The 23,611-nt window shown below is 45.1% G+C and carries 26 protein-coding genes; 18 read left to right on the forward strand and 8 right to left on the reverse strand.

The window, feature by feature from the left end; translation table 11 throughout:
* The first annotated feature begins 102 nt into the window (after positions 1-102).
* The 4 genes from BN1002_RS10190 to BN1002_RS10205 all read left to right on the forward strand — a co-directional run bounded on the left by BN1002_RS10190 (position 103) and on the right by BN1002_RS10205 (position 4,263).
* Positions 103-861: an NAD-dependent protein deacylase gene (locus tag BN1002_RS10190; RefSeq protein ID WP_048824926.1), complete on the forward strand. Its 759-nt coding sequence runs from the start codon at positions 103-105 to the stop codon at positions 859-861.
* Between the two features lie 332 nt (positions 862-1,193).
* Positions 1,194-2,231, forward strand: a complete 1,038-nt coding sequence (locus BN1002_RS10195) for a Delta(5) desaturase DesA (RefSeq protein ID WP_048824927.1) — start codon at positions 1,194-1,196, stop codon at positions 2,229-2,231.
* Between the two features lie 299 nt (positions 2,232-2,530).
* Complete coding sequence (locus BN1002_RS10200; RefSeq protein WP_048824928.1) at positions 2,531-3,667, forward strand: sensor histidine kinase; 1,137 nt, start codon at positions 2,531-2,533, stop codon at positions 3,665-3,667.
* On the forward strand, positions 3,664-4,263 hold the full coding sequence (locus BN1002_RS10205) for a response regulator transcription factor (protein ID WP_048824929.1): 600 nt from the start codon (positions 3,664-3,666) through the stop codon (positions 4,261-4,263). Before BN1002_RS10200 ends, BN1002_RS10205 begins: the two co-directional genes overlap by 4 nt.
* Before the next feature lie 559 nt (positions 4,264-4,822).
* On the opposite strand, the gene BN1002_RS10210 is transcribed toward BN1002_RS10205, so the two are convergent.
* From BN1002_RS10210 to BN1002_RS10230, 4 genes are all read right to left on the reverse strand, one after another.
* A complete protein-coding gene (locus BN1002_RS10210) occupies positions 4,823-5,140 on the reverse strand; it encodes a hypothetical protein (protein WP_231575019.1) in 318 nt (105 codons plus the stop codon).
* Between the two features lie 547 nt (positions 5,141-5,687).
* Positions 5,688-6,377, reverse strand: a complete 690-nt coding sequence (locus BN1002_RS10220; RefSeq protein ID WP_048824932.1) for a Na-translocating system protein MpsC family protein — start codon at positions 6,375-6,377, stop codon at positions 5,688-5,690.
* Positions 6,378-6,491: 114 nt separating this feature from the next.
* Entirely contained in the window at positions 6,492-7,322 is an 831-nt protein-coding gene (gene pheA, locus BN1002_RS10225; protein ID WP_048824933.1) for a prephenate dehydratase, read from the reverse strand.
* Positions 7,323-7,992: 670 nt separating this feature from the next.
* Entirely contained in the window at positions 7,993-8,820 is an 828-nt protein-coding gene (locus tag BN1002_RS10230) for an undecaprenyl-diphosphate phosphatase (RefSeq protein ID WP_048824934.1), read from the reverse strand.
* Positions 8,821-9,050: 230 nt separating this feature from the next.
* Here BN1002_RS10230 and BN1002_RS10235 point away from each other — a divergent pair, with 230 nt between their 5' ends.
* The 9 genes from BN1002_RS10235 to BN1002_RS10270 all read left to right on the forward strand — a co-directional run bounded on the left by BN1002_RS10235 (position 9,051) and on the right by BN1002_RS10270 (position 15,066).
* On the forward strand, positions 9,051-9,650 hold the full coding sequence (locus BN1002_RS10235; RefSeq protein ID WP_048824935.1) for a hypothetical protein: 600 nt from the start codon (positions 9,051-9,053) through the stop codon (positions 9,648-9,650).
* A gap of 21 nt (positions 9,651-9,671) precedes the next feature.
* Complete coding sequence (locus BN1002_RS10240) at positions 9,672-10,049, forward strand: DUF2500 domain-containing protein (protein WP_048824936.1); 378 nt, start codon at positions 9,672-9,674, stop codon at positions 10,047-10,049.
* 230 nt (positions 10,050-10,279) lie between these two features.
* Positions 10,280-10,426: a hypothetical protein gene (locus BN1002_RS23705; protein WP_156129710.1), complete on the forward strand. Its 147-nt coding sequence runs from the start codon at positions 10,280-10,282 to the stop codon at positions 10,424-10,426.
* Positions 10,427-10,473: 47 nt separating this feature from the next.
* Positions 10,474-10,806, forward strand: coding sequence for a replicative helicase loader/inhibitor (locus BN1002_RS10245; RefSeq protein ID WP_048824937.1), 333 nt, complete (start codon positions 10,474-10,476; stop codon positions 10,804-10,806).
* A gap of 188 nt (positions 10,807-10,994) precedes the next feature.
* Positions 10,995-11,837, forward strand: coding sequence for an STAS domain-containing protein (locus tag BN1002_RS10250; protein ID WP_048824938.1), 843 nt, complete (start codon positions 10,995-10,997; stop codon positions 11,835-11,837).
* A 200-nt stretch (positions 11,838-12,037) separates the two neighbouring features.
* The gene (locus BN1002_RS10255; protein ID WP_048824939.1) at positions 12,038-12,490 is read left to right on the forward strand and encodes a VanZ family protein; all 453 of its coding nucleotides are present in this window, start codon (positions 12,038-12,040) and stop codon (positions 12,488-12,490) included.
* Positions 12,491-12,572: 82 nt separating this feature from the next.
* Entirely contained in the window at positions 12,573-12,920 is a 348-nt protein-coding gene (locus BN1002_RS10260; protein WP_048824940.1) for a PadR family transcriptional regulator, read from the forward strand.
* On the forward strand, positions 12,901-13,536 hold the full coding sequence (locus BN1002_RS10265; RefSeq protein WP_048824941.1) for an HAAS signaling domain-containing protein: 636 nt from the start codon (positions 12,901-12,903) through the stop codon (positions 13,534-13,536). The genes BN1002_RS10260 and BN1002_RS10265 overlap by 20 nt, the downstream gene beginning before the upstream one ends.
* A gap of 69 nt (positions 13,537-13,605) precedes the next feature.
* Positions 13,606-15,066 carry a DUF4153 domain-containing protein gene (locus BN1002_RS10270; RefSeq protein WP_048824942.1) on the forward strand — a complete coding sequence of 487 codons (1,461 nt, stop codon included), beginning with the start codon at positions 13,606-13,608 and terminating at the stop codon, positions 15,064-15,066.
* 43 nt (positions 15,067-15,109) lie between these two features.
* On the opposite strand, the gene BN1002_RS10275 is transcribed toward BN1002_RS10270, so the two are convergent.
* Together BN1002_RS10275 and BN1002_RS10280 are read right to left on the reverse strand one after the other, a co-directional pair.
* Positions 15,110-15,775: a DUF975 family protein gene (locus BN1002_RS10275; RefSeq protein WP_048824943.1), complete on the reverse strand. Its 666-nt coding sequence runs from the start codon at positions 15,773-15,775 to the stop codon at positions 15,110-15,112.
* A gap of 208 nt (positions 15,776-15,983) precedes the next feature.
* On the reverse strand, positions 15,984-17,015 hold the full coding sequence (locus BN1002_RS10280; RefSeq protein ID WP_048824944.1) for an LLM class flavin-dependent oxidoreductase: 1,032 nt from the start codon (positions 17,013-17,015) through the stop codon (positions 15,984-15,986).
* A gap of 156 nt (positions 17,016-17,171) precedes the next feature.
* Between BN1002_RS10280 and BN1002_RS10285 the strand changes: the two genes are divergently transcribed.
* Positions 17,172-18,542 carry an aldehyde dehydrogenase gene (locus tag BN1002_RS10285; RefSeq protein WP_048824945.1) on the forward strand — a complete coding sequence of 457 codons (1,371 nt, stop codon included), beginning with the start codon at positions 17,172-17,174 and terminating at the stop codon, positions 18,540-18,542.
* 125 nt (positions 18,543-18,667) lie between these two features.
* Here the strand turns inward: BN1002_RS10285 and BN1002_RS10290 are convergent, their stop codons facing one another.
* Positions 18,668-19,195: a MerR family transcriptional regulator gene (locus BN1002_RS10290; RefSeq protein WP_048824946.1), complete on the reverse strand. Its 528-nt coding sequence runs from the start codon at positions 19,193-19,195 to the stop codon at positions 18,668-18,670.
* A gap of 488 nt (positions 19,196-19,683) precedes the next feature.
* The gene (locus tag BN1002_RS10295) at positions 19,684-20,655 is read right to left on the reverse strand and encodes a MerR family transcriptional regulator (RefSeq protein ID WP_048824947.1); all 972 of its coding nucleotides are present in this window, start codon (positions 20,653-20,655) and stop codon (positions 19,684-19,686) included.
* A 303-nt stretch (positions 20,656-20,958) separates the two neighbouring features.
* Between BN1002_RS10295 and BN1002_RS10300 the strand changes: the two genes are divergently transcribed.
* From BN1002_RS10300 to BN1002_RS10315, 4 genes are all read left to right on the forward strand, one after another.
* Positions 20,959-21,396, forward strand: a complete 438-nt coding sequence (locus tag BN1002_RS10300; RefSeq protein WP_048824948.1) for a ferritin family protein — start codon at positions 20,959-20,961, stop codon at positions 21,394-21,396.
* A gap of 161 nt (positions 21,397-21,557) precedes the next feature.
* Entirely contained in the window at positions 21,558-22,388 is an 831-nt protein-coding gene (locus tag BN1002_RS10305) for a formate/nitrite transporter family protein (protein ID WP_048824949.1), read from the forward strand.
* A 120-nt stretch (positions 22,389-22,508) separates the two neighbouring features.
* A complete protein-coding gene (locus tag BN1002_RS10310; protein WP_048824950.1) occupies positions 22,509-23,027 on the forward strand; it encodes a DinB family protein in 519 nt (172 codons plus the stop codon).
* A 68-nt stretch (positions 23,028-23,095) separates the two neighbouring features.
* The gene (locus tag BN1002_RS10315) at positions 23,096-23,584 is read left to right on the forward strand and encodes a L,D-transpeptidase family protein (protein WP_048824951.1); all 489 of its coding nucleotides are present in this window, start codon (positions 23,096-23,098) and stop codon (positions 23,582-23,584) included.
* Positions 23,585-23,611 lie beyond the last annotated feature (27 nt).

Genomic DNA, 23,611 nt, shown 5'->3' on the forward strand with positions numbered 1-23,611 from the left:
TCCTGCTTTTACAGCAAGTTATTTGGGAATACTAGATGGATGCCTTATCCTATATTTAAAGAGGGTTCACAACATAGATAGAAAGTTAAGGGAGGATAATGAATGTTAATTCAAGATTGCGCAGATATCATTAGGAAATCCCGAAACATCGTCGTATTGACGGGTGCGGGTATCAGCACCGAATCCGGCATAAAGGACTTCCGTTCGCGTACAGGCATTTACCAGGAGGCACCGGAATATGTCTTGTCGATCGGCTATTTCCTTGAGAAGCCACAGGAGTTTTATCAGTTTGCCTTTGACCATCTGTATCATCCTGGCGCGAAGCCAAATAAAGGACATGAAATTTTGGCAAAATGGGAGACAGAGGGCAGAGTAAGCAAGGTGATTACCCAAAATATTGACGGACTTCACCAAAAGGCTGGCAACCAGGATGTAATCGAGTTCCATGGGACGATGGAGACTGCGAGCTGCCTTCATTGCGGCGTGTCATATACCGCTGCTGAAATGGCCAGGCGATTGAAGGAAATGAACGATTTTTACATATGCAGCCGATGTGAAACAAAGCGGGAAAGAGACCGGTATATCAAGCCGGATGTCGTCCTGTTCGGCGATGCAGGCGAGTGGTTCACCCCTGAAGGTTTTGCTGAAATTCTTGACTGGATCGAGACAGCAGATTGTGTGCTGGTATTAGGAACAAGCCTAAAGGTAGTGCCGTTCGCTTCCTTTCCTCAATATCGAGGAGACGGAGTGCCGCTAATTATTGTCAATCGCGACGAAACTGCATATGACCACGGCCCCGACACGATTGCCATCCATGATTCGATCGGCAAAACACTCTCAGCCATTGATGAACTGCTGTAAATTTGGTTGGTGGGGTTCCGTTATTCAAAATTTCACCGACTTTCTCACCTATATCCTTAAATTTTTCGATATATCCTTAAGTTTTTAGATATATCCTTAAATTTTTCAAGATATCCTTAAATTTTCCGATGTTTCCTTATTTGTCACTAAAACCGGAGGAATCCCACACCCATTCAGCAAAAAAATGACCTGAATCCAAGACCAGGTCCTAATTTTTTCGCCAAATATGACATTTGTCATGCTTGTCATATGACAGCTGCTACTGCACAGCCTACTTTGTTTTCTTTATAATCATAGTATAAAGATTGCAAAAGGAAGGGGCTTTTTACAGAATGACTGTACAAAACCAGCAAAAAGCATTGAAAAAGCAAGTTGCTCCTTATGAAAAATCCGAAACGAAAAAGAGTGTTATTCAAATTATTAATACAATCATCCCGTTTTTCGGGCTATGGTTTCTAGCGTACAAAGCGTTGCCAGTGAGCTACTTGCTGACTTTGGCACTTGGAATTCTTGCATCAGGCTTCATGGTCAGGACGTTCATCATTTTCCACGACTGCTGCCACCATTCTTTTTTCAAGAACAGGAAAGCTAATAAAATTGTCGGCACGATTACAGGCTTAATCACGTTTTTCCCATATAGCCAATGGGGCCGCGACCATAATATCCACCATGCAACAAGCGGAAATCTTGATAAGCGCGGGACAGGGGATATCTGGGTTATGACCGTTGAAGAGTATGCGGCTGCTTCTCCGATGCTTAAATTGGGGTACAGGCTATACCGGAACCCTCTTGTCATGTTCGTCCTTGGTCCAATCTGGCTTGTCATTATCAAAAACAGGTTCAACCGCCGTGACGCCCGGATGCCTGAGAAAATGAACACTTGGCTGACCAATGCCTTGATTGTTGGAATCTCAGCATTGCTCATTTGGGCGATTGGCTGGAAGGCGTTTCTGATGGTCCAGCTTCCGATCATGTTCGTCGCAGGAATGCTTGGAATTTGGCTGTTCTATATCCAGCACACGTTTGAGGATTCCTATTTCGAACACGATAAAGAATGGGAATATGTTCTCGCTGCTGTTGAAGGAAGCTCTTATTACAAGCTGCCTAAAATCCTCCAGTGGGTGACAGGGAACATCGGATTCCACCACGTCCATCACCTTGCTCCTAGGGTGCCGAACTATAAGCTTGAAGAAGCGCACAATAATACTATGCCGCTTCAGCATGTTCCGACTGTTACGTTATCGACCAGCTTTGAGTCTCTGAAGTTCCGTTTATGGGACGAAGAGAAAAAACGATTTGTCGGTTATTCAGCCGCCAAGGCTTTTGCAAAAAAACCATCCGGCGTGAAGATGAAGCCGAAAACAGAATAGATCAGTCACTGAAGAGCTCCCCATTAACAGGGGAGTCTTTTCGTTACCTTAGCCAACTATAAATTAATACTGTGTGCATAACTCGGGACAAGTTATTTGAATCCAGCTTCAGCGCCTAGCCCCTCGAGGTCATAAGCCATATCCCTCCGGAGGGCAGGCCCGTCCTCCGGGCTCCGTCTTATGCTGGTCGGGGCTGACCAAGGCGCTTGCGCTTTTTGTTCTATTACTGCATTAAAGTGGCTAATGGATGGCTATATGGTAAAATTAAGTCAGAAATAATAGACAAAAGAGGCTGATTCATGTTTAAAAAATATTGGACACTCCTTGGACGGACAGGAATATCTCCGTACATATGGACGATTCTCGGAATTCTGCCGTTTTATTTCATTTATCTTTCTTCTTCTACCGTGAAAGTGATGGCTGGCATCGTCTTGACGCTGGCATTCTTCGGTTTTTACCGATTGGCTTACCTTTCGAAGGGATGGACGGTTTATTTATGGACAGTCCTGCTAATCGGCATTTCCATTACGCTGACGACCTTGTTCAGCTATGTATATTTCGCTTTCTTTATTGCTTACTTTATAGGAAATATAAAAAATAAAATCGCTTTTTACGTTCTTTATTCGATCCATCTCGCTGGTATGGTTATCGCAATCAATCTAAGAATTATCCTTCAGGATGATTTTTTCCTGAAGCAGCTGCCGCTTGTCGTGATTGTCTTGCTGAGTCTGATCCTGCTGCCTTTCAGCCTGCGCCACAGGACTGAAAGAGGGAAGCTCGAGGAAAAGCTTGAAGATGCAAACAAGAAAATTGAAGAACTGATAAAGATTGAGGAAAGGCAGCGGATTGCCCGTGACCTCCATGATACCCTCGGCCAAAAGCTATCACTGATTGGCTTGAAGAGCGATCTGGCCAGAAGGCTGATTTCCAAAGACCCTGACCGGGCGGCCGAGGAGCTGAAGGATGTCCAGCAAACAGCCAGGACAGCCTTGAACGAAGTGAGGAAAATGGTTGCGCAAATGCGCGGCATTCGTCTGAACGAGGAAATTGTCAGGGTAAAGGAGCTCCTTGATGCTGCACAGATTGAATTTAAAGGAAGCGAGGATTGGTCGCTGCAAAATGTGCCCCTCCTGGTGGAAAATATTTTGAGCATGTGCCTGAAAGAAGCGATTACGAATGTGGTCCGCCATAGCAGTGCGACAGGCTGTGAAGTGATCCTTGCACACAATGACAGGGAAATATCACTGATTGTAAAAGATAATGGAGTCGGGCAGGTAGACAAGGTTCATTTTGCAAAAGGAAGTGGTCTTTCGGGGATGAGGGAGAGGCTTGAGTTTGTGAATGGGACGCTGGATATTAGTTGCAACGGGGGAACTGAGCTGTTGATTCGTGTTCCGACTGTGGTGAAGCATTTGGAGAAGGAGGGTGTGAGATGATTAGGGTTGTGATTGCTGAGGATCAGAGGATGCTGCTTGGGGCGTTCGGGTCGCTGCTGAATCTGGAGGATGATATGGAAGTGGTCGGGATGGCGGCGAACGGGGAGGAGGCTGTCAATCTTGTCCGTTCGCTTTCACCTGATGTGTGTATTATGGATATCGAAATGCCTGGAAAAAGCGGGCTGGAGGCTGCCGAGGAGCTGAAGGATTCCAGCTGCAAAATCATTATTCTGACGACTTTCGCACGGCCAGGCTATTTCAAGAGGGCGTTAAAGGCGGGGGTCAGCGCTTATTTGCTTAAGGATGGCCCAAGTGAGGAGCTTGCAGGCTCGATCCGGAATGTGGTGGCAGGTAAGCGGATTTATGCGCCTGAACTGATGGATGATTTGTACAGTGAGGATAATCCGCTCACTGAGAGGGAAATGGATGTGCTTAGCCTGATTGCGGATGGGAAGAACACGAAGGAAATCGCAAGCGAGCTGACGCTGTCGGCTGGGACCGTGCGCAATTATATTTCGACGATTCTTGATAAGCTTCAAGTGAAAAACCGGATTGAAGCGATTACGCATTCGAAGGAAAAAGGCTGGTTTAAATGATGGGCGGCGGGGGAATCCGTCGCCTTTTTCAAAAGATAAGAATGTATAAAATTTGTCTAGCTCCAGCGCCTAGCGCCTAGTGTACTTCGGTCCCCTCGCTACGATAAGTCAACATCGATTCGCTAACGCTTATCGTGTTTCCTTTATCTCCATCGGGGCCCTCCAGTCCATACGGCGCTGAACAGGCGTTTGCGCTTTTCTTGCCATGGAAATGGTATAATGGAACAACAATAGAATTGGTTTCTCAAGGGTGGTCGGCTCACTCCCGCAGCAAAGGGGGTGGTGCCGTATGACAGTGTTCGAATCATTAATGTTTGCAATCGCCTTCACGGGTTTAATCGTAAGCATTCTGTCATTTAACCAAAAAAAATAATCCACCCTTGAGTTGACGGCTCTGGTGGATTATTGTGTTCATCCAATAGCTGACCCCCTTAAAGGGACCGTTCTATTGTGTTGGCCGGGCATGCTGCGAACATGGCCGGTCTTTTTTAGATTATGCGATTTCTTGGTTTCATTATACCATTAAAACGCGAAAAGGAAACCAACCAAGAGCTTTTCTTCAATTATTTCCCGATTCTTCGGCTATACAACTAACGTGATGTCTTGTATAAAAATTCGTGTAACGGTAAAAAATTTCCACTTGGAATTTTTGTCTGTCATAGTTGAACAGATAGGTTGTCTTGAAGGGGCTGGCCGCTTTTTTGTAAGGGTAGTCGTTTGTCTTTCCGAGCGATTCGAGATAGGTCTCCAATTCCTTTTTCTTGAGCGTCTGAAGTTGTTTTTCTTGCAGCGTCTCCTCGAGTTTTTCCTTTATTAGTGTATCGATGTACTCAGCAACGCTCATATCCCCGAGCTTTTCATTTCTCTCTCTCATCAATGGTTTCCGACCTTTCTAAACGTATTTAATCCCCAACTGATTCACAATAAAAAAAGCCAGAAACGGGGAAATAACATTCCCTCATTTCTGACTTATGTCTGGCGCGTGTCCATTCATTGCTATCAGATTTAAATTAGGTAAATGGTTGATTAATCAAATGATATTCACCTATTATTGTAGCATTGCCTAAGGAGGCAATCAATAGCCTGGGGCAAAATACCATTAAGGTTTTCCGCCTGGAAATGAGTGGTTGATTTCCGCTCCGGGCATTTCGCTTTCCGCGGGGCATCAGTGGAGCCTCCTCGTCGCGTTGCTCCTGCGGGGTCTCCCCTTGCTGCTCTATCCCGCAGGAGTCTACATGCCTGAGCTCCAATCAACCAGTTTTCCGCTCCGGGCATTTCGCTTTCCGCGGGGCATCAGTGGAGCCTCCTCGTCGCGTTGCTCCTGCGGGGTCTCCCCTTGCTGCTCTATCCCGCAGGAGTCTACATGCCTGAGCTCCAATCAACCAGTTTTGAAACAATTGGTGTAATCATTAATTTCAAACTTATTATTCAGGTTTAAAAATAAATACAGAGTAGCTCAAATCTTTATCGAAGTTCCAGTCGACAAATACTTCTGCTATGTTTTTCTGTAGGTGCTTTTCAAAGTTTCCCTGATGTTCTTTTAGCTTTCTTTTCTCCAGTCTTCTTTTTGCTAAAGTCAAGGTTTCTTCAAAGCCTAGATGGATCAATTCTTTTTCAATTTGAACAAGGATGCCTTTTCTTATCAACAGAAGCACGCGCCTGCTTAAGATGGATGAATCGATTTCTTCGGGCATTTTTTGGGCTTCGATACTTACTTCAGCCATTTCATGATGCACATGGGTTTTCCCAGCATATCCGCCCGTTAATGCCTCTGGGGCTTCAGGCGAAAGGGTAATGATAAACGCTCCTGACTGTTCCTCGAGGTTCCAGTCATAGTAAAAATCATCGACTTTCCTTTCCAGTGTAATTTCCAGAAACGCTTTCACTTCATCCATTAACCCATCCATAATGACGTCACGGGTTTTTTCCACGTAGAGGGTTTGCTGGCAGTCTATCAGTGATTTTTCTACGGGGGACATAAAGCCGGTAATATGCACGACAATAAAAGGGTCCGAGTATGTGGAATATACCGCTTTCGGCCCGCGGCCAAAGCTCTCCCTCAAAAGCCGGCCGATATAGCCGCTTATTTCTTTTTCTATTAAAATGGTTTCCATTAAAATCCTCTCCAAACAGTATTATCCTTATTGATGTAACCATGTTTGGAAGTTTTTAAACTAGTTAGGTAACCGTTCATTCAGCTAAAATTCCTTACGAAAACTGAGTTGGCCTCATAGCCTTACAGTATTGTAGCTGCCCAATACTTGCACTTCATGGCCGAATGCCCTCAATATTTTCAGTGCTTTCGTTGTTCTTTCCTGATCCTGGCCTGTTTCCGCTTCAAGGAAGAAATGATAGGTGCCAAGGCGCTTTTTCGTTGGCCGTGATTCAATCCAGGTCAGGTTGATGTTCAGCGCCGAGAAAACGTTAAGGATTGAGGACAGAACGCCCGACTGGTCCAGTGCTGGGGCAATCAGGAGCATGATCTTATCACGCTTGTGGAAAGGCAGGAACTCAGAGCTCCTTTTCCCGACAACGAGAAATCGAGTATGGTTTTCACCGTTATCCTGGACTGAACTGTTTGCAACCTCAAGACCGAAAAGACTGGCTGCGGCGCTTGATGCAATCGCTCCTGCGTCCATACGGCCCTGTTCCTTTAATGCCCTGGCCGCTGAAGAGGTACTGTCGAATTCCTTCGTTTTCAAACGGGATTCCTTTATGTAGTCCTTACATTGGGCAAGGGCTGGCGAAATGGACCAGACCTCGCGGATATCATTTATGTCGGCTCCTTCATTAACGAGCAGATTGAGCGTGACTGGAAAAATGACCTCATTTTCAATAAACAAATTGTTGGCTAAAAGGCCGTCCGCGGTGATATTAATGGTTCCTTCGATTGAGTTTTCAATTGGCACAATGCCTTTTTCAACCTTCCGATCGCCAACCGCCTCAAGAACTTCAAGAATCGAATCACAAAGCTGCCAATTTGCCTCGCCATTCTTGAATGTTTTATAGGCAGCTTCCTCGGAAAAACTTCCATGTGGCCCCAAATATGCTACTTTCATTTACAAACACTCCTTTTTTACATGCTATTAAGTATACACAAAGGAGGGTAGACGTCCAATCCTTTTCTGATTTTTGCAAAAGTAACACAAGGATTTAATCTGGATTTTCGACGCGCTTTTGTTGAGGCATACGTTGCCGCTTTGGTTTGATTGGATTTTTAGAAGCTATCCCAAGACAAGGCACGTTGGGACAGATTGCAGCGAAATAATGGGGAAGCTGTCCCAAGACAGGGCATGTTGGGACAGATTGCAACGAAATAATGGGGAAGCTGTCCCAAGACGGGGGACGTTGGGACAGATTGCAACGAAATAATGGGGATTCTGTCCCAAGACAGGGCATGTTGGGACAGATTGCAACGAAATAATGGGGAAGCTGTCCCAAGACGGGACACGTTGGGACAGATCGCAATGAAATAATGGGGAAGCTGTCCCAAGACAGGGCACGTTGGGACAGATCGCAACGAAATAATGGGGAACCTGTCCCAAGACGGGGCACGTTGGGACAGAGCACTATGAAATAATGGGGAATCTGTCCTAACACCTGGCATCAACGTGAAAAGACAATCGCTAATCCCGCAGTTAAATCAACACTCAACTTTAAATGCCACAAAGAATAGAGCAACCCGTCAAGGTTGCTCTTACTTATCGTTGCATTCATTAATTGGAAGGATTAAAAGTATAGTACATAAATCAGGATGGCAATGACGATTCTGTAGATGGCGAACGGGACAAGCTTGATTCGATTGATCAGCTTCAAGAAAAAGCGGATGGAGATCAAAGCGAAAACAAATGCCGCAAGGAAGCCGACGATAAAGAATGGCAGCGCGTCCATGCTGAAGTATTCCCAGTTTTTCAAAAGGGAGATCCCGCTCGCTCCCATCATGATTGGCACAGCCATGATGAAGGTGAAATCCGATGCGGCACGGTGGCTCATTCCGAGCAGGACGCCGCCGGCGATGGTTGATCCCGAGCGGGAAAAGCCCGGCCACAGCCCGAGGCATTGGAAGAGTCCAATGCCGAATGCCTGCTTGTAGCCGACCTGGTCGACTGTTTCTGCTTTCGGCTTTTTCGGACGGACAAAGTCGGCAATGATCATAAGAATTGCGCCAAGCACAAGGCCGACAACAACGGTTTTGACAGAGAATAGATGCTCATCAATATAATCCTCGAACAGCACCCCGGTGATCCCGGCTGGGAGGAGGCCGACGAATATTTTCAGAAGGCTCAGCGATTCGCCAGTTTCCTCGTCTGCTTTTTTCTTCGCGAGTCCGAGCAGGCCAAGGATTCTGTCTTTAAATACAATCACAACCGCTAGGATGGAACCTAGCTGGATGACTACTTTAAACGTGTTTGCTACCTGGGGGGAGAAAAGTTCTTTCGAGTGAAGCAGTAAATCATCAACGATGATCATGTGTCCAGTTGAAGAAACAGGCGCGAATTCAGTCAGTCCTTCGACAATACCAAGAATGAGCGCGACGAATAAATTCCAAATTATCATATCCTTAACTCCAATTCTAGCTGTATTTCTTTTGCCTAAGTCTAAATAATAGCGAAAAAAACACCATCCGACAAGAGATAGCCGATTTGGCTGCCTGAATCGACAATTTCATTGAGCGATTATTATCTGTTCAAAAAATCAGAAAATAGATATACCTTCCATTTTCCGTATGGTAAAGTTATTTTAATAAGCCGCCTGAAAAGGCTTACGATACTGGGAGGGTCTTGTCAATGTTGTTTTGGTACATATCATTATTTTTCATCGCTTTAACACTGGGCCTGTTGGATGTTTCGCCCATTGTGACATTTGCGATTATTGCAATTTATATTATCGTTTCCACTCCTTTCGTCATCCCGATCATTTGGAGCAAGGATACGGAGAAAATGAAGAATTATTTAAAAAAGTCCCGGAATGCCTATTATAAATTTCTTTACCGGTTTTTAACTGGGGACTATGAGGAAGCCTCCATGATTACCGGCAATATGCGAAATGGGAAAATGAAAGATATGGCGAATGTCATGCTCTTCATCCATCAGAAGAGGCATACAGAGGCAAAGCCGATTCTGGAAAAGATGAAAGAAAGTCTTTTCAAAAATTATTATCTTGCCGCAGTCAGCTGCGAAGAAGGTAATTTGGAAGCATATAACACATATAAAAATAACGTAAGGGATTCTGATTATCGGAAGTGGCTAGAGGTCGAAGAGGCCGTCCGTGCAGGGGGAAAGGTTGAGGCGCTGAAGATGCTTGATGAGCAGATTGGCAGGCTGCGAGGGGCGAAGCTTCTTTCTGCCGTCCATTACAGGGATGAACTATTGAAGAAAAAGGATTAGGAAAGAGAGGGAGTGGGGTAGATGGATACGGGTTTCGAGATGTTTGATGCCATGTCGGTTATTGTGCCTATCTTTTTCGTTGTTTTCATTGGTATCTTCCTTTTTGCAATTGGGAAGGGGATAACAGAATGGTCGAATAATAATCAGCAGCCAAAGCTGACAGTGATGGCAAAAGTGGTCTCAAAACGTACCCGTGTAAGCGGCGGAGCCAATGACCATTCGGCCAGCACGCATTATTATACGACATTCGAGGTGGAAAGCGGCGACCGGATGGAATTCCAGGTAAATGGCTATGAATATGGCCAGCTGGCAGAAGGCGATCATGGTGAATTGACTTTTCAGGGAACAAGATACCATGGATTTACCCGAGTGAAAAATTCAGTCCAGTCAGCTGAGTAGGGATACGGTCATTTCAGTAATTATTTTAATTGTTAAAGCAAGGCTGCCGGATAAAGATACTATTCGGCAGCCTCTTTTTTGAAGGGATGAATAAATCCCCGTCCAACACTGGAAAATCCTTAAACAATAAATTATACTGAATAGTAAGAAATTTTAGAAATAAATACACTCCTTTCAATGTATGAAAACTTTGCCATTAAGGAAAAGTAAGTGAAAAAGGAGGGACTCGCATGGAAAACAAACCACTTCATTTTGACGGCAGTATGCATTCGGAGGGAAATGCAGATGGACAATTGGCAGACCAGCCGGTTATTCTTACTGACGAGGCTAGGTTGAATATTGGTAAAAATCCTTATTCCGTTGAGCAAGGGGACTGAGGCAATATATCGCTGATTATCATAAAGCAAATGGGAGGTAATAGTGGATGGAGAAGCAAGAACTGATAAAAATTCTGGTTCTAATCGAATCTGTCTATCCTGATTTCACGGTAAAAAACGAAACCGTTGAAGACTGGTTTGCTGTATGCCGGGATATGGATTACTCCCAAGTCTTAAAGAATCTCGCCTGCCATATGAGAAGAAGCCCATATCCGCCGCTCATGGCCGAAATTGCGGCCTACTCGATTGAAGAACGTCAAGAGGATGAGGAAATGATGATCCTTGATGAGGAAGGATGGGTCCATGCCAAGCATGACAGCCTTCTGCCAAAACAGCACGGGCAACCGAATTGGCAAAATGAATATTTTGTCGGCTTCTAGACTGAGGGGACAGAATAGCTGCCTCCATCAACCTCATTACAAATGATTGAACGAAAAAGCCTGATCCAATAGGCTTTTTCTTTTTGATTAAAAAATGAAGAAACGGGTATCTGATTAGGGGTATTATTTTGCTTTCGTTCAAAATTCCGCTACAATAAATTGATAATGGGTAAAAATGGGGGAACAATATGACATTGAATCAGGAATTATATGATTTTTTCATGAGCCAGACGTGGCAGCTTTCAGAAGACTGGTACGCAATGGTTGATGATAAGGATCCTTCTTCTGTTTATTCAACTACAAATCCAGATATTATTGAAGAATTAAAAAAACAAAACCAGGAATATTTCCTTCATTTTTATAGGCTTTTTACTGAAGGAGAAACCCATCTTCAAGGGGAGTTCCGCAAATGGTCACATGATCTTGCTGAAGATGCCAAACACTTGGACACACCGTTACATTATGTGATTCGTGAATACATAAACAGCCAAAAGGTAGCCCTAAAATATATTAATAAATTCATTGATCAAAATGAAGATAGGGTCAGCTGCAAGCAGGCGTTGTCCTGGTATGAGACGACCATGGATGCTTTTAACCTATCCATTGCCATCTTTGTGGAAGCTTATCATAAAAATACGATGCGCCGCCTGCTTTCGCAAAAAGATTTGATCAATGAACTGAGTTCCCCGGTGATCAAGCTCCAGGGCACCTCCGCGCTTCTTCCGCTGATAGGGGACATAGACACAGCCAGGGCGAAAATCATCCTTGAAAATACGCTCGAGCAATGTGTCCAACAAGACATCTCGAGTCTGTGCATCGATTTATCGGGAGTGGCCATAATGGATACGATGGTCGCTAATGAAATCTTTAACTTGATTAAAGCACTGAAGCTGATCGGCGTGAGGACGACCCTTTCCGGTATACGGCCTGAAATCGCCCAAACAGCCGTCCAGCTCGGACTCAAGTTCGAGGAAGTCAGTATCCTTCCATCACTGTCTCAGGCACTAGATACTATCAAATATATGAAATAGCACGGAGAAACCTTCTGCCCGAAAGGCGAAGGTTTTTTGCCGTTTACAAAGGATACGAACCTATCAAGGTACTTTGAAAGCGACCTACAGACGTTTAGCAACTGCTAACAAAGAGCTAGCAATCGCTATTACTTAATAGCATACTTTCATTTGAGCTTAATTTGTTGTTATCATGTTGTTTATAATTGGGGTGTATACGTGTGTTGTTAAAAAGAATCAAGCCATTAGCCTTTCTCGTTTTCATTCTTTACTTAGCTCTTTTATTTTATCTCCTGTTTTTCTCAGCTTATCGAAACGGCGTACAAGGCATTGTAGATTACAATTTAATTCCCTTTAAAACGATCAATCGCTATTTTCATTATTCTTTTCAACCAGGTTTATCAATGGTGACAGATGAATTTTTCGGCAATATACTGGCATTCTTGCCGTTTGGATTTTTCCTGCCGTTCCTTTTTGCAAAAGTAAAATCGACCGGACTTGCGGCCGGATGGACCTTCCTTCTCTCCCTAACCGTTGAAATCGCTCAATTTATTTTTCGTGTCGGCGCCTTCGATGTGGACGATCTCATTCTGAATACGATAGGCGGAAGCATAGGATATAGTATCTGGTATATATTTTTACGAAAGACACTCCTGGATCCACGAAAAGAATAAATAGTTCATTATCCAGCTTTACAACAAAACTAAAACGTTGTAGTATTTCTATATACATAATATTTCTTGGTAGGTGATGAAATTGTTCAATCGTGAGCTCGTGAAAGGGAGCACGTCTCTTCTTATGCTTCAACTGCTTGATATCCGGGATATGTACGGCTATGAACTAGTCAAGGAACTTGAGGCCAGGAGCGGAAATGGCTTCACCGTCAAGGAAGGTACCTTGTATCCTGCGCTTCACAAGCTGGAAAAGCAGGGATATATTGAATTCTATTGGCAGGAGCAGGAGAAAGGCCCGGCAAGGAAGTATTACCGGATAACTGCTGAAGGCAAGGAGTTGCTGAAAGAAAAAACCCGTGAATGGCAGGACTTTGTTCAGGTTATGAACAGAGTGATAGGGAGATCGGATCATGGAACGGCTGAAGAATGATTTTTTGAAAGAGTTGGACCGGAGGCTTGGCACTTTTGCTGAAAAGGAGTCCATCCTTCGGGATTATGAGGAACATCTTGATGAGATGCTCGTAGACTCTTTTTCACTTGGTGAAGAGGAGGCCCGTGAGGCACTTTATGCCAGGCTTGGCACTCCGAAAGAAATCGCTGACATGTGGAAAGAGGAACTTACTGTAACGCCGAGCAATATGAAATGGTTGTTTATCCTGCTGAATATCCTGCTATTTGCGGCGGGCAGTGCATTAACGGCAGCGCACAACGTGTTCGAGTGGGAATGGCTCAGCTTTGTCTGGCGCTATCTGACATCGATACCGTTCATTATCGCGTTTGTATACATATTTTTCTGGGCACTGCTAGGTTATGAAATTGGGCGCAGTTTTGGCAGCAATGGCCGTGGGCTTGTTAGGAAGACCTTCCTTGCGGCACTAATCCCCAATTTGACTTTAATGGTGCTGACTTTAACGGGAATCATCCCGTACGAATGGTTTTATCCGCTTTTAACAAAAACGTTTATCGCTGTATGCATTATTCTCACAGCGCTTCTCTATCCTATATGCTTGTTTGCGTATCAGTGGGGGAAAAAGTCTTCAGTCTAGGCTTTTTTTTACACACATACATAGAATAACTATATATAAAGATAACCTATATACTTGGAGGACGAATGTATGGAACTAAGAATGAGGAAAGAAGACTGGCTATTTTTACTGTTATGTCTTGGACTTGGGATTTTGGCTGAAGAATCACTGACAAGATCACAGATAGGGATTTCGTATTTTCTTTTTATCGCAGCATTTTATTCGGTTTTTTTCTGGAGGTTTCGTGGTTTTCCATTCAGGCATCAGCGGCTTGGCTGGCTTGTCCTTGGAGCAGTGTGGCTTCTGGCGGCAAGCTACTTTTTGTACGATATGGAATTTTTCCAGGGGCTGAATTTTCTTTTGATTCCCTCACTTGTCATTTTTCATATTTCTTTAATTACCGGTCCGAAACAGGCTGAGTGGGCGAAACCGGTATTCATCGTTTATATTTTCAAAAGGATAGGGGACAGCATCGCATATAATGCCGCGTTTGCAAGGTTTACAGCCCGGCTTGCGCAGCATCGGACAAATATTAAAAATGCGTCTGTTATCAAAAGGGTTCTTATTGGCGTCGGTATTTCAATCCCTGTTCTTACCATTGTACTTAAACTTCTTATGTCCGCGGATACGGAATTTGAAAGAATTGTCTCCGGTTTTCCGGCCTGGTTCAATATTAGCGGCGAAACAGTCTTCAGGATTATATTTTCGCTTTTATCCACCTTTGCTTTCTTTGGTTTCCTTCAAGTTCATCTGAAGAAAAGGCTTGAAATCAAACAAACGGGAGAAAAGGGAGCATGGAAGGGAATCGACCCTGTCATTTTACTGACTGTCCTGTTTCTGCTTGACGCTGTCTATCTATTGTTCGTTGCTGTCCAATTCACGTATTTCTTCAGCGGATCACTGAGTGGCGGGTTTACTTACGCAGAGTACGCCAGACGCGGTTTCTTTGAACTAGTTTTCGTGTCAGTCATCAATCTTTCGGTGACGGTTTTCGTTCTTTCTTTTGCAAAAAGTGCGGCAGGATTAATGAATAGGCTAATACAAGGCGCGCTTTCCATCCTTGTCTTGGCAAGCGGCATCATTCTTTGCTCGGCATTCATGAGGCTGCTGATGTATGAAGAAGCATACGGATTTACCTTCCTAAGGGTGCTCATCCATTCGTTCATGATTTTCCTGCTTGTCATATTCTGTTACACACTGGCAAAGATCTGGCTCACCCGTTTGTCGCTGTTCCATTTTTATTTCATTGCAGCGCTTGTTTATTATACTGCCATCAACATCATTAACCTTGAACAAATTGTTGCCGACAGGAATATGGACAGATACGAGCTGACAGGCAAAATCGATCTGGATTATCTTGCCTATATGTCGGATACAGGGGTCCTCGCCTTGAGCGAATTATATAAAGAAAAGCCTGAAATGGCCGGGCTGAAAAACTTGTTGAAAGACAGGAAAATGGAAGTGGAAGCGACTGCGCATGGCCAATGGCAATCGTACAATTTGACGAGGGAAAAGGCGCGGGATGCGCTTTTCAATCTCAATTTAGAATAAGAAAAATCCCTGCTCCTATGCAAATAGGGCAGGGATTTTTGTTTTAAGCTTCTATGATTTCATTGTTCCTCTGCTCAATCAGGGATTGATAGAATGATGCAAGCGTCGCTGAAAAATATGGAACTAGCCAAATAAACCCGATTCCGAAAGTCAGTATTGCCAGGAGTGACCAGCCAATAAAGCTAAGTCCCAGCAGGAAATACTTGCCTTTATAGCCATCCATTAATTTACGGCTTTCGGTGATGGCATCATTGATGACCATCCCTGGATTATCTCTTAGGATGAAATGGGCCTGGGAATAGGCGATGCCCTTTATGATTCCCGGTACAATTAGAAGCAAAGTCCATAAGATTGTATAGATGGTCGTTAACAGATAGAGGCCGACTGTTTTGAAATAAAAGTTACCTTGGAATTTATTGAACAGGCTCCCGACAGATACTCTTTGCCCTCTTCGCATGTCGAGGAAAGCCCAATAGCAGCTATATAGAATCGGGCTCAAGAGAATTGATAGCGAAAAAGAAATCGCCTGTGCCCTGGCTGGCGCCTCTTCTGTTTCTAGCCATTCTGAAAAACTCCCCGTGCCAATAATTTCACCAATAATAGGAACGATTGCATAGATGGCGAAGGAAATGATCGAAATCAATATGGCAATGCCCCATTGTCCTTTCAAGGCTGCAAGGCCATCTTTTTTTAAATCACGTATTCTCATGTTGATATACCCCCTGTGTATATAATAATTACCTAGAATAGTATACTGTAAGATTCCCAAAAAGTTTCATTATTTCACAAGTTTTTTGTAAATTTCCTGTAAATAATGTAGGTATTTGCCGAATGAAAGGGAAAAACCCGCCGGAATGGGCGGGCTATCAGTCATTCATTTTAAATTGTCCTTTTAAAATGCGGCGACAGTAATGGAATTATTTCTCTCCGTTCAATTCTTTCATTATTTCAGCTGCAAGCTCAAATGATTTCAGACGTTCCGAATGGTCGAATATCTGGGCATTTATGATGACTTCATCCGTTTCCGTTTCAGTCAGGAATTCGTGGAGCAGTTCCTTTACATGTTCCTTCGTACCCGCAAACGTGGAAGCGAGCCTTCCTTCCAATAGGGTCAATTCATAAGGGCTGGCAATCGGCGCCATGCTTTTGACAGGGGGCTGGAGTTTTCCCGGCTTGTTCCTGAGAAGCGACAGAAATTGCTGCTGCATGGAGGTGGCCAGGTATTCCGCTTTTTCAGCCGTCTCTGATGCAACGATATTGATGCCAACCATGCAGTATGGCTGTTCCAGGACGTTTGAAGGCTGGAAACTTTGCCTGTAAATCTTTAATGCCGCCATTACGTTTTCAGGTGCAAAATGGCTGGCGAAGGCAAATGGGAGACCGAGCTGTCCTGCGAGGCGCGCACTGAAACCGCTCGAGCCGAGCAGCCAGATGGGGATGTCCAAACCTTCCCCTGGAACCGCCCGTACATGGATGACGCCATCACGTCTCGACGGGTCGAAATAAGCCCTGAGCTCATCGACCTGATTCGGGAAGTCATCGGCATTCATCCGCCAATCCCGGCGTAGGGCCGCTGCGGTTAGCTGGTCGGTACCCGGGGCTCTGCCAAGACCAAGATCAATCCGGCCGGGAAATAAGGACTCCAGTGTTCCGAATTGCTCTGCAATCACAAGTGGTGAGTGATTAGGGAGCATAATGCCGCCAGATCCTACGCGGATTGTATCTGTGTGCGATGCAACATGGCCAATGACGACGGAGGTAGCCGAACTGGCGATGCCTGGCATGTTGTGATGTTCGGCCAGCCAGTACCGGTGGTAACCCCAATTTTCAGCATGGCGGGCAAGGTCCGCCGTATTATTTAATGACTCAGCGGCAGTACCGCCTTCAAGAATAGGTGACAGGTCCAATACCGAATAGCGGACTTTTTTCGTTAACCGGTTTATAGTCATCGATTTTCACTTCTTTCCAATAAGTCTCTATTATCATTGTATCAATTCAGTGCATTTTCTCAAAAGAGGAAGCCTGTAGCCTTTGCTTGCAACATTCAGGCTGGAAAATTAGTATGGAGAAGTAGGGAGTTGCCGACTGATAGAAGGAGTGAGGGTATGCGCGACTATGCAGAATTAGTAAGCAAACAGAAAGATTTTTTTGCCAAGGGTAATACGATGGATATCCAATTTCGGCGTGAATCCCTTAAAAAGCTCCGGAAACTCATCCAGGATCACGAACAGGATTTCCTTTCAGCACTGAAAGAGGACTTAAATAAAAGCGATTTCGAATCATATTTAACGGAAGTCGGTATCGTGCTAAGTGAACTCCGTTTCACGGAAAAGAATCTGGAAAAGTGGGCCAAGCCGCGCCGGGTCAAGTCAACGATTTCATTAGCCGGATCCCGCAGCTATATTTATCCCGAGCCTTATGGGGTAGCACTTGTTATTTCGCCATGGAATTACCCGTTCCAGTTAGCTTTTGCTCCGCTGATTGGCGCAATCGCAGCCGGCAACTGTGCGATTCTGAAACCATCTGAGCTGACCCCCGCGACATCCGGACTCCTGTCCGAAGTAGTGGGCAAGTCTTTCCCCGAAGAATATATCGCGGTTGTGGAAGGCGGGGCTGAAGCGAGCCAGGGGCTTTTGCAGGAAAAAGTCGATAAGATTTTCTTTACAGGGAGTGTCGCGGTTGGGCGAATCATTATGGAAGCAGCGGCGATAAACCTGACACCGGTTACGCTCGAGCTTGGCGGGAAAAGCCCTTGTATCGTCCATGAGGATGCCAATCTTGAACTAGCCGCAAAACGGATTGCCTGGGGAAAATTCATCAACGCGGGTCAAACTTGCGTCGCGCCCGACTACCTTTTTGTGCATCAGTCAGTAAAAGGAAGGTTCCTGAATTTGCTCGGGCAGGCGATTATCCAACTATATGGCGAAGCGCCTCTAGAAAACCAAGAATTCACGAGGATTGTCAGTGAAAGGCATTTTGACAGACTGTCTGGTTTCCTTGGTGAAGGTTCCACTGTCATTGGAGGGCGCTCAAACCGGGACAGTCTGGCCATCGAGCCAACTGTCATCGAAGGAATCAGCTGGGAATCCACCGTAATGCAGGAGGAGATTTTCGGTCCGATCCTGCCGGTACTTGAGTATGAAAATTTATCGGACGTTATCGTGGAGGTCAATTCACATCCGAAGCCACTCGCCATGTACATTTTTACGGAGGCGAAAGAGGTTCAGGAAGAACTTCTTGGCAAAATTTCTTTCGGAGGAGGATGTGTCAATGATACTGTGATGCATCTTGCTTCACCTTATCTGCCTTTTGGCGGTGTCGGCGAAAGCGGGATTGGGGCCTATCACGGTAAGGGCAGTTTTGATGTGTTTTCCCACGAAAAAAGCGTTCTGAAACAAACCACCAAATTCGACCTTCCGTTCAGGTACCAAAACACAAAGGATGCGCTAACAAAAATCAAATGGTTCCTTAAATAGGTTCTTCCAATTTAAAAGCTGCTTACCCAAGACAACCGGGGCGTGAAACCCGACGGCTGTCCAAGGCAAAGCAGCTCAATTTAGGGCCAACCACTTGAAAAACCGCTCCAATTTCAAATCTTTAGCTAAAATCCGAAAAAACCACCAAACGCTTTCTTTTTCTTTTTGCGCTTTTCGGGCAGCATTAAACTATTATCAAGCGGGACCGGCTGATCGGTAGCTAGCTCTTTCGGTTTGGGCACCCGGTGCCCGAACTCTTCAAGCGCGGCGGCAAGCTCCGCCACCTGATTCTGCAATTCTTCAATTTCCTTTCTGTGCTGAATTAGCTGATAAGAGGCGACTGAATCTGCCTTGTTGTCGATTTTCCGTTCCAGGTCAGAAAACATCATCATCAATTTTTCAAAGTCCGGGCTCATTTCCACAGCCTTGACAGTGCCTTTCCGGATAGTACTGGTCTTTACTGGGGCAATATCCTGGAGGAGGGCGCCGTTCTGGATTTGATCGCGGATGTTCTCGAGGATAGGGAGATCATCCTCCGTAAATGTATAGTGGCCGCGTTCGTTTCGTTCCATCGGCAAATTAAGCTGTTTTACCCATCGTTGAACTGTGCTTGTCGAAACGCCGAGAATCTTTGCAACCTCGCTTGAATTCATCAATAATTCCCCCCGTTATTCATTTTTTATTTTTTGTCTCTGTTATCCTTGAAGTTGATTTCCACTCCGGGGACATGCTTTCCGCGGGGCGAAGCATCTACTTGAACCAACTTCATGAGACACAACAATGAATGGGCTTCGTGCAGCTTTGCGACGAGCTGAAGGTTCGCTTCCTCGAATAGTCTGTGGCGCAGGAGCAGTCTTTTTGGAGCCTCCTCGGCGTCCTAGACGCCTGTTTGTCCAGCTACAGCGCCTAGCCCCTCGAGGTCGCTTCGGTCCCGAATGTGAAGTCAAAGAACGACTTCCCCTTCTGGCCCTCCAGCGCTTGTCGGGGCTGCCCAAGGCGCTTCCGCTTTTCGAGAGGTCTCCACGTGCCGCTTCATCCCGCCGGAGTCAGTCCCCTCCGTTCCAATCAACGCTATTGAAATCAACATTCATCTTTTACAAAGCCTATGTCTTAAACAATGTTGTTAACATCCTATGCCAAATTACTCGCCCCAGAGTTTCCACCATTTTTTCTCTTTTGCTGCTGCAGTATCCCGGAAGCTTGAGACGATTTCTTGCAGCAATTCTTCACGCTTGTCCATTTCCTGGCTGTGAATCATTCTTTCCATGTGAAGCGTATCCATGTAAAATTCGCGATCCTTAATCAGCGTTTCATTAAAGCTCTCTACAACACTTTCTGTGACAATATTGGCGTCCGACATCGACTTGACAAGGGCTTTGATTTCCTTGGTTGATCTTTCAGCCGATTGAGCCATACGTTTATTGAGGGCTGCGAATTGTTCGGAATTGGCTTTTGAAACATTCGAAATGCTGTTCGAAAGGAATCTAGCCGTTTCGGAGGCTTGTTCCGAAGATCTCGAAACCTGTGAAGCGAGTTCCTCTACCTCAGCGAGTGTCCTTTCGCTAGACTTGTAGATGGAATCAGAAAGGCTTTTTACCGTATGGAAAGAACCTTTGGAAACTTCCTTTTTTAGCTCTTCGATCAATTCTTTCCTTAGTGTTCCGCGTATCTCTTCGCGGACATCGTCAAGGAAATTTTGTTTATAAGCTTCCATTGCATTGAAAAACGCATCCATGTCAAAAGAAGGTTCCGGAGCGGCAGCTAATGGCCCTGGGACAGTTTGATCGTCGGAAGATGCCACTGGAGCCGTGTCGCTGATCACTTTCAGAGTGGGTGCGAGTGATTCGGATGCAGCTTCCGAACTTAATCTATAATGCTCCTTGATTAATTCCCTGATCATTTCTTTGCCGAGGTTTTTTTCTCGCATTTGTTTTATTTTCATGAGCAGGCTAATCTCTGTTTCGGTATAAAAACGGGAGCCCTGCCTAGTCCTTGGTATAACAACCAAACCGCTGAAATCCCTCTCCCATTGGCGCAGTGTCCCTTGGGGAACATTGATCCTCCTTGATACTTCCTGAATTGTATAGGCTTTTATCACTTGTCCTTCTTTCATGCGCAAGCATCCTCTCTCATCGGAAATTTTATGGAATATAGTGCAGGGAACTACATAATTAAAAAAGTTACAAGAATAGTTTAGCTGAAAATCTTTCAAATTCCTGCTTCCTGACAAAAGCTATCAAAACTAGTGTGAATATGCGCCATCCGAACAAATTTCCCAGTTGGAAGCCTTTTTTGCCAAACAAGCCCGAAAGATGGAGGGAATAAATTTTTATGGCGGCGGTGCACCCATGCCATATGCACAGGTTTCCCGCTCCGCCCATAAACTAATAGGAATATATAAACAGGAGGAATAGGTATGTACCCATATGGTTATCAGGAAGACGTGTATAGGCAGCAGCCCCAGTTAATCACTGACCTGGCAAAAGCGATTAACGGAGAGTATACTGCTATCCAGTGTTATGAGCGGCTCGCGAGGATGGCGCCGAGCCAGCGGATCCGTGACAAGATTAACGAAATCCGTGAAGACGAGATAAGGCATTACCGCGAATTTGTCCGTTTTTACACATCGATGACAGGGAGGCAGCCAACCGCGCAGATTACAGAAGCGTGCCCGCCGACCTATAGGGAAGGGCTTGATTTCGCCTTTAATGATGAACAGGAAACAGTGGATTTTTATCACAGGATTGCACTGGCGGCTGGACCCGGCGAGATGAGGGAAGCTTTCAGGAATGCTGCCGCAGATGAACAAAACCATGCGGTTTGGTTCCTTTATTTCATGACGGCCTCACGGTAAAAAAACTGATAGGGACTAACCAATTCGAATAGAGTAAAAAACGGTTTGCGACTCCTTTTGCAGGGAAAACAACTCATATGGGATGCCGGAATTTTACAGAAGTCCATCCGGCTGTCTGCACCAATCAACATGGAATCACTGCATCAGGAGGAGGTTGCAATATGGCTTACCGTAAACCGCAGGCTGTGGCAAAGCTTGCAGTTGAAGCAGGGACATATAAGGCGGGCCTGCCGCTAGGCTCGATGTTGCTGCTTGGTTTTTTGGGAGGCGCGTTCATCGCGCTTGGTTATCTTCTGGATATTCGTGTGACCGCCGTACTGGCGAATGACCTCGGTTCGTTTGGCGCGTTTCTCGGCGCGGCTGTTTTCCCACTTGGACTCATACTTGTAGTTCTTGCTGGTGGTGAGCTGCTGACGGGAAATATGATGGCTGTTTCATTTGCTTATTTTGCAAAAAAAGTCACTCTTAACCGGCTGGCGAAGAACTGGTTGTGGATTACGATCAGCAACCTGATTGGCGCGTTATTTGTCGCCTATGTATTCGGGCATTTGGCCGGCCTCTTGAATGATGGGGTCTATCTTGAGAAAACAGTCGCCTTCGCCCATGCAAAAGTAGATCATAGTTTTTCGGAAATGTTCTTTTCAGCAATCGGATGTAACTGGCTCGTCGGCCTGGCGATTTGGCTGTCATACGGGGCATCTGACATGGGCGGGAAAATCCTCGCTATCTGGTTCCCAATCATGGGATTTGTCGGGATTGGATTTCAGCACGTGGTAGCCAATATGTTTTTGTTGCCAGTGGCCATTTTTGCGGGAGAAATGGGCTGGGGGGAATTCATTAAAAATTTTATCCCGGTTTATCTTGGCAACGCGGTCGGAGGAAGTGTTTTCGTAGGATTATTTTATTGGATTGCTTATAAAAAGTATGTTCTCGCTGCCGAAGCCGCAGAGGAGCAGGCAGCACCGCAATTTGCGAGAAGAAAAGCAAGATAAGGTTTTCAAAAGAATTCGCCTCTCTACGGCGGGTTCTTTTTTTGTCCTGAGGCAATAAAGGATTTACACACTGAAGGCAAGAATAATAGTTTACATAGAATGATAAGGAGTGATTTTTAATTGAAGAAACATCCTGCGGCACAATTGTATGACTATCATGTATGGGCGAACAAAAAGTTTTTTGGGCGGTTAAAAGAATTGCCGGAAGAAATTTATGAAACAAAAATTCAAAGTGTGTTTTCATCCATTGCGGAGACGCTTGTACATATATTTGTGACGGATACACTCTGGCTCGGTGTTATGAAAGGGAAAAGTATGAAAGAAATCCATGCTGCCATTGGGGAGGTTCAAGAAAAAACAAAGGATAGGCGACTCGAAATAATCGAAACGCTATATCATGAATTGTCTGTTGAATATCAGGAATTTTTGCAAAGTGAAAGAGATTTGGATAAGGAAATTTTCCCGGAGCATCCCAAATTCGGCCGTTTGGAAACTAATCTCGCGCAATTAATTCAGCATGTGGTGAACCATGGCACTTATCATCGGGGAAATCTAGCCGCGATGATCCGCCAACAAGGCTATTCAAGTGTGGCAACAGATTATGTTTTTTACCTATACGAAATTAACGGAAGAAAATAGCAGAATAACCAGGTGACAGGCACCGCCGCCCAAAATGTGAATATGCTGTCAAAAAGGCGTGAACACACATGGTGCATATTGTGAAACCGGGTGAGACTCTGGCTATTATCGCGATGAATTACCGTGTCAGCATGAGGAGGCTGCAAAAAGCCAATCCCGGGGTGGGGATTCTTCAGCCCGGCCAGCGGATTATCATTCCAAGATTGCCTGACCCCGCAACCATTCCTTATCAAATAGACGTATCCGTTAAGAAGAGGACATTAGCTTTGTATAAAGATGGCAGATTTATAAAAATTTATCCGATCGCGGTCGGGAAAATGCTGACCGCTACACCTGAGGGTGAGTATGTCATTGTAAACCGCCAACCGAATCCGGGTGGCCCGTTTGGTGTTATGTGGCTGTCCCTTTCCAAAGCCGGATACGGAATCCACGGAACGAACAATCCTTCCTCAATTGGGAAGTCTGTATCGCACGGATGCATCCGTATGCATAATCGGGATGTATTGGAGCTGGCATCAATGGTCCCAAATGGAACAAGAGTACGAATCCATAACTGACCCAGCTTTACAAACAAAACAAAAACC

Source organism: Bacillus sp. B-jedd (assembly GCF_000821085.1).
In the GTDB taxonomy this organism is placed as follows: Bacteria; Bacillota; Bacilli; order Bacillales; family Cytobacillaceae; genus Bacillus_D.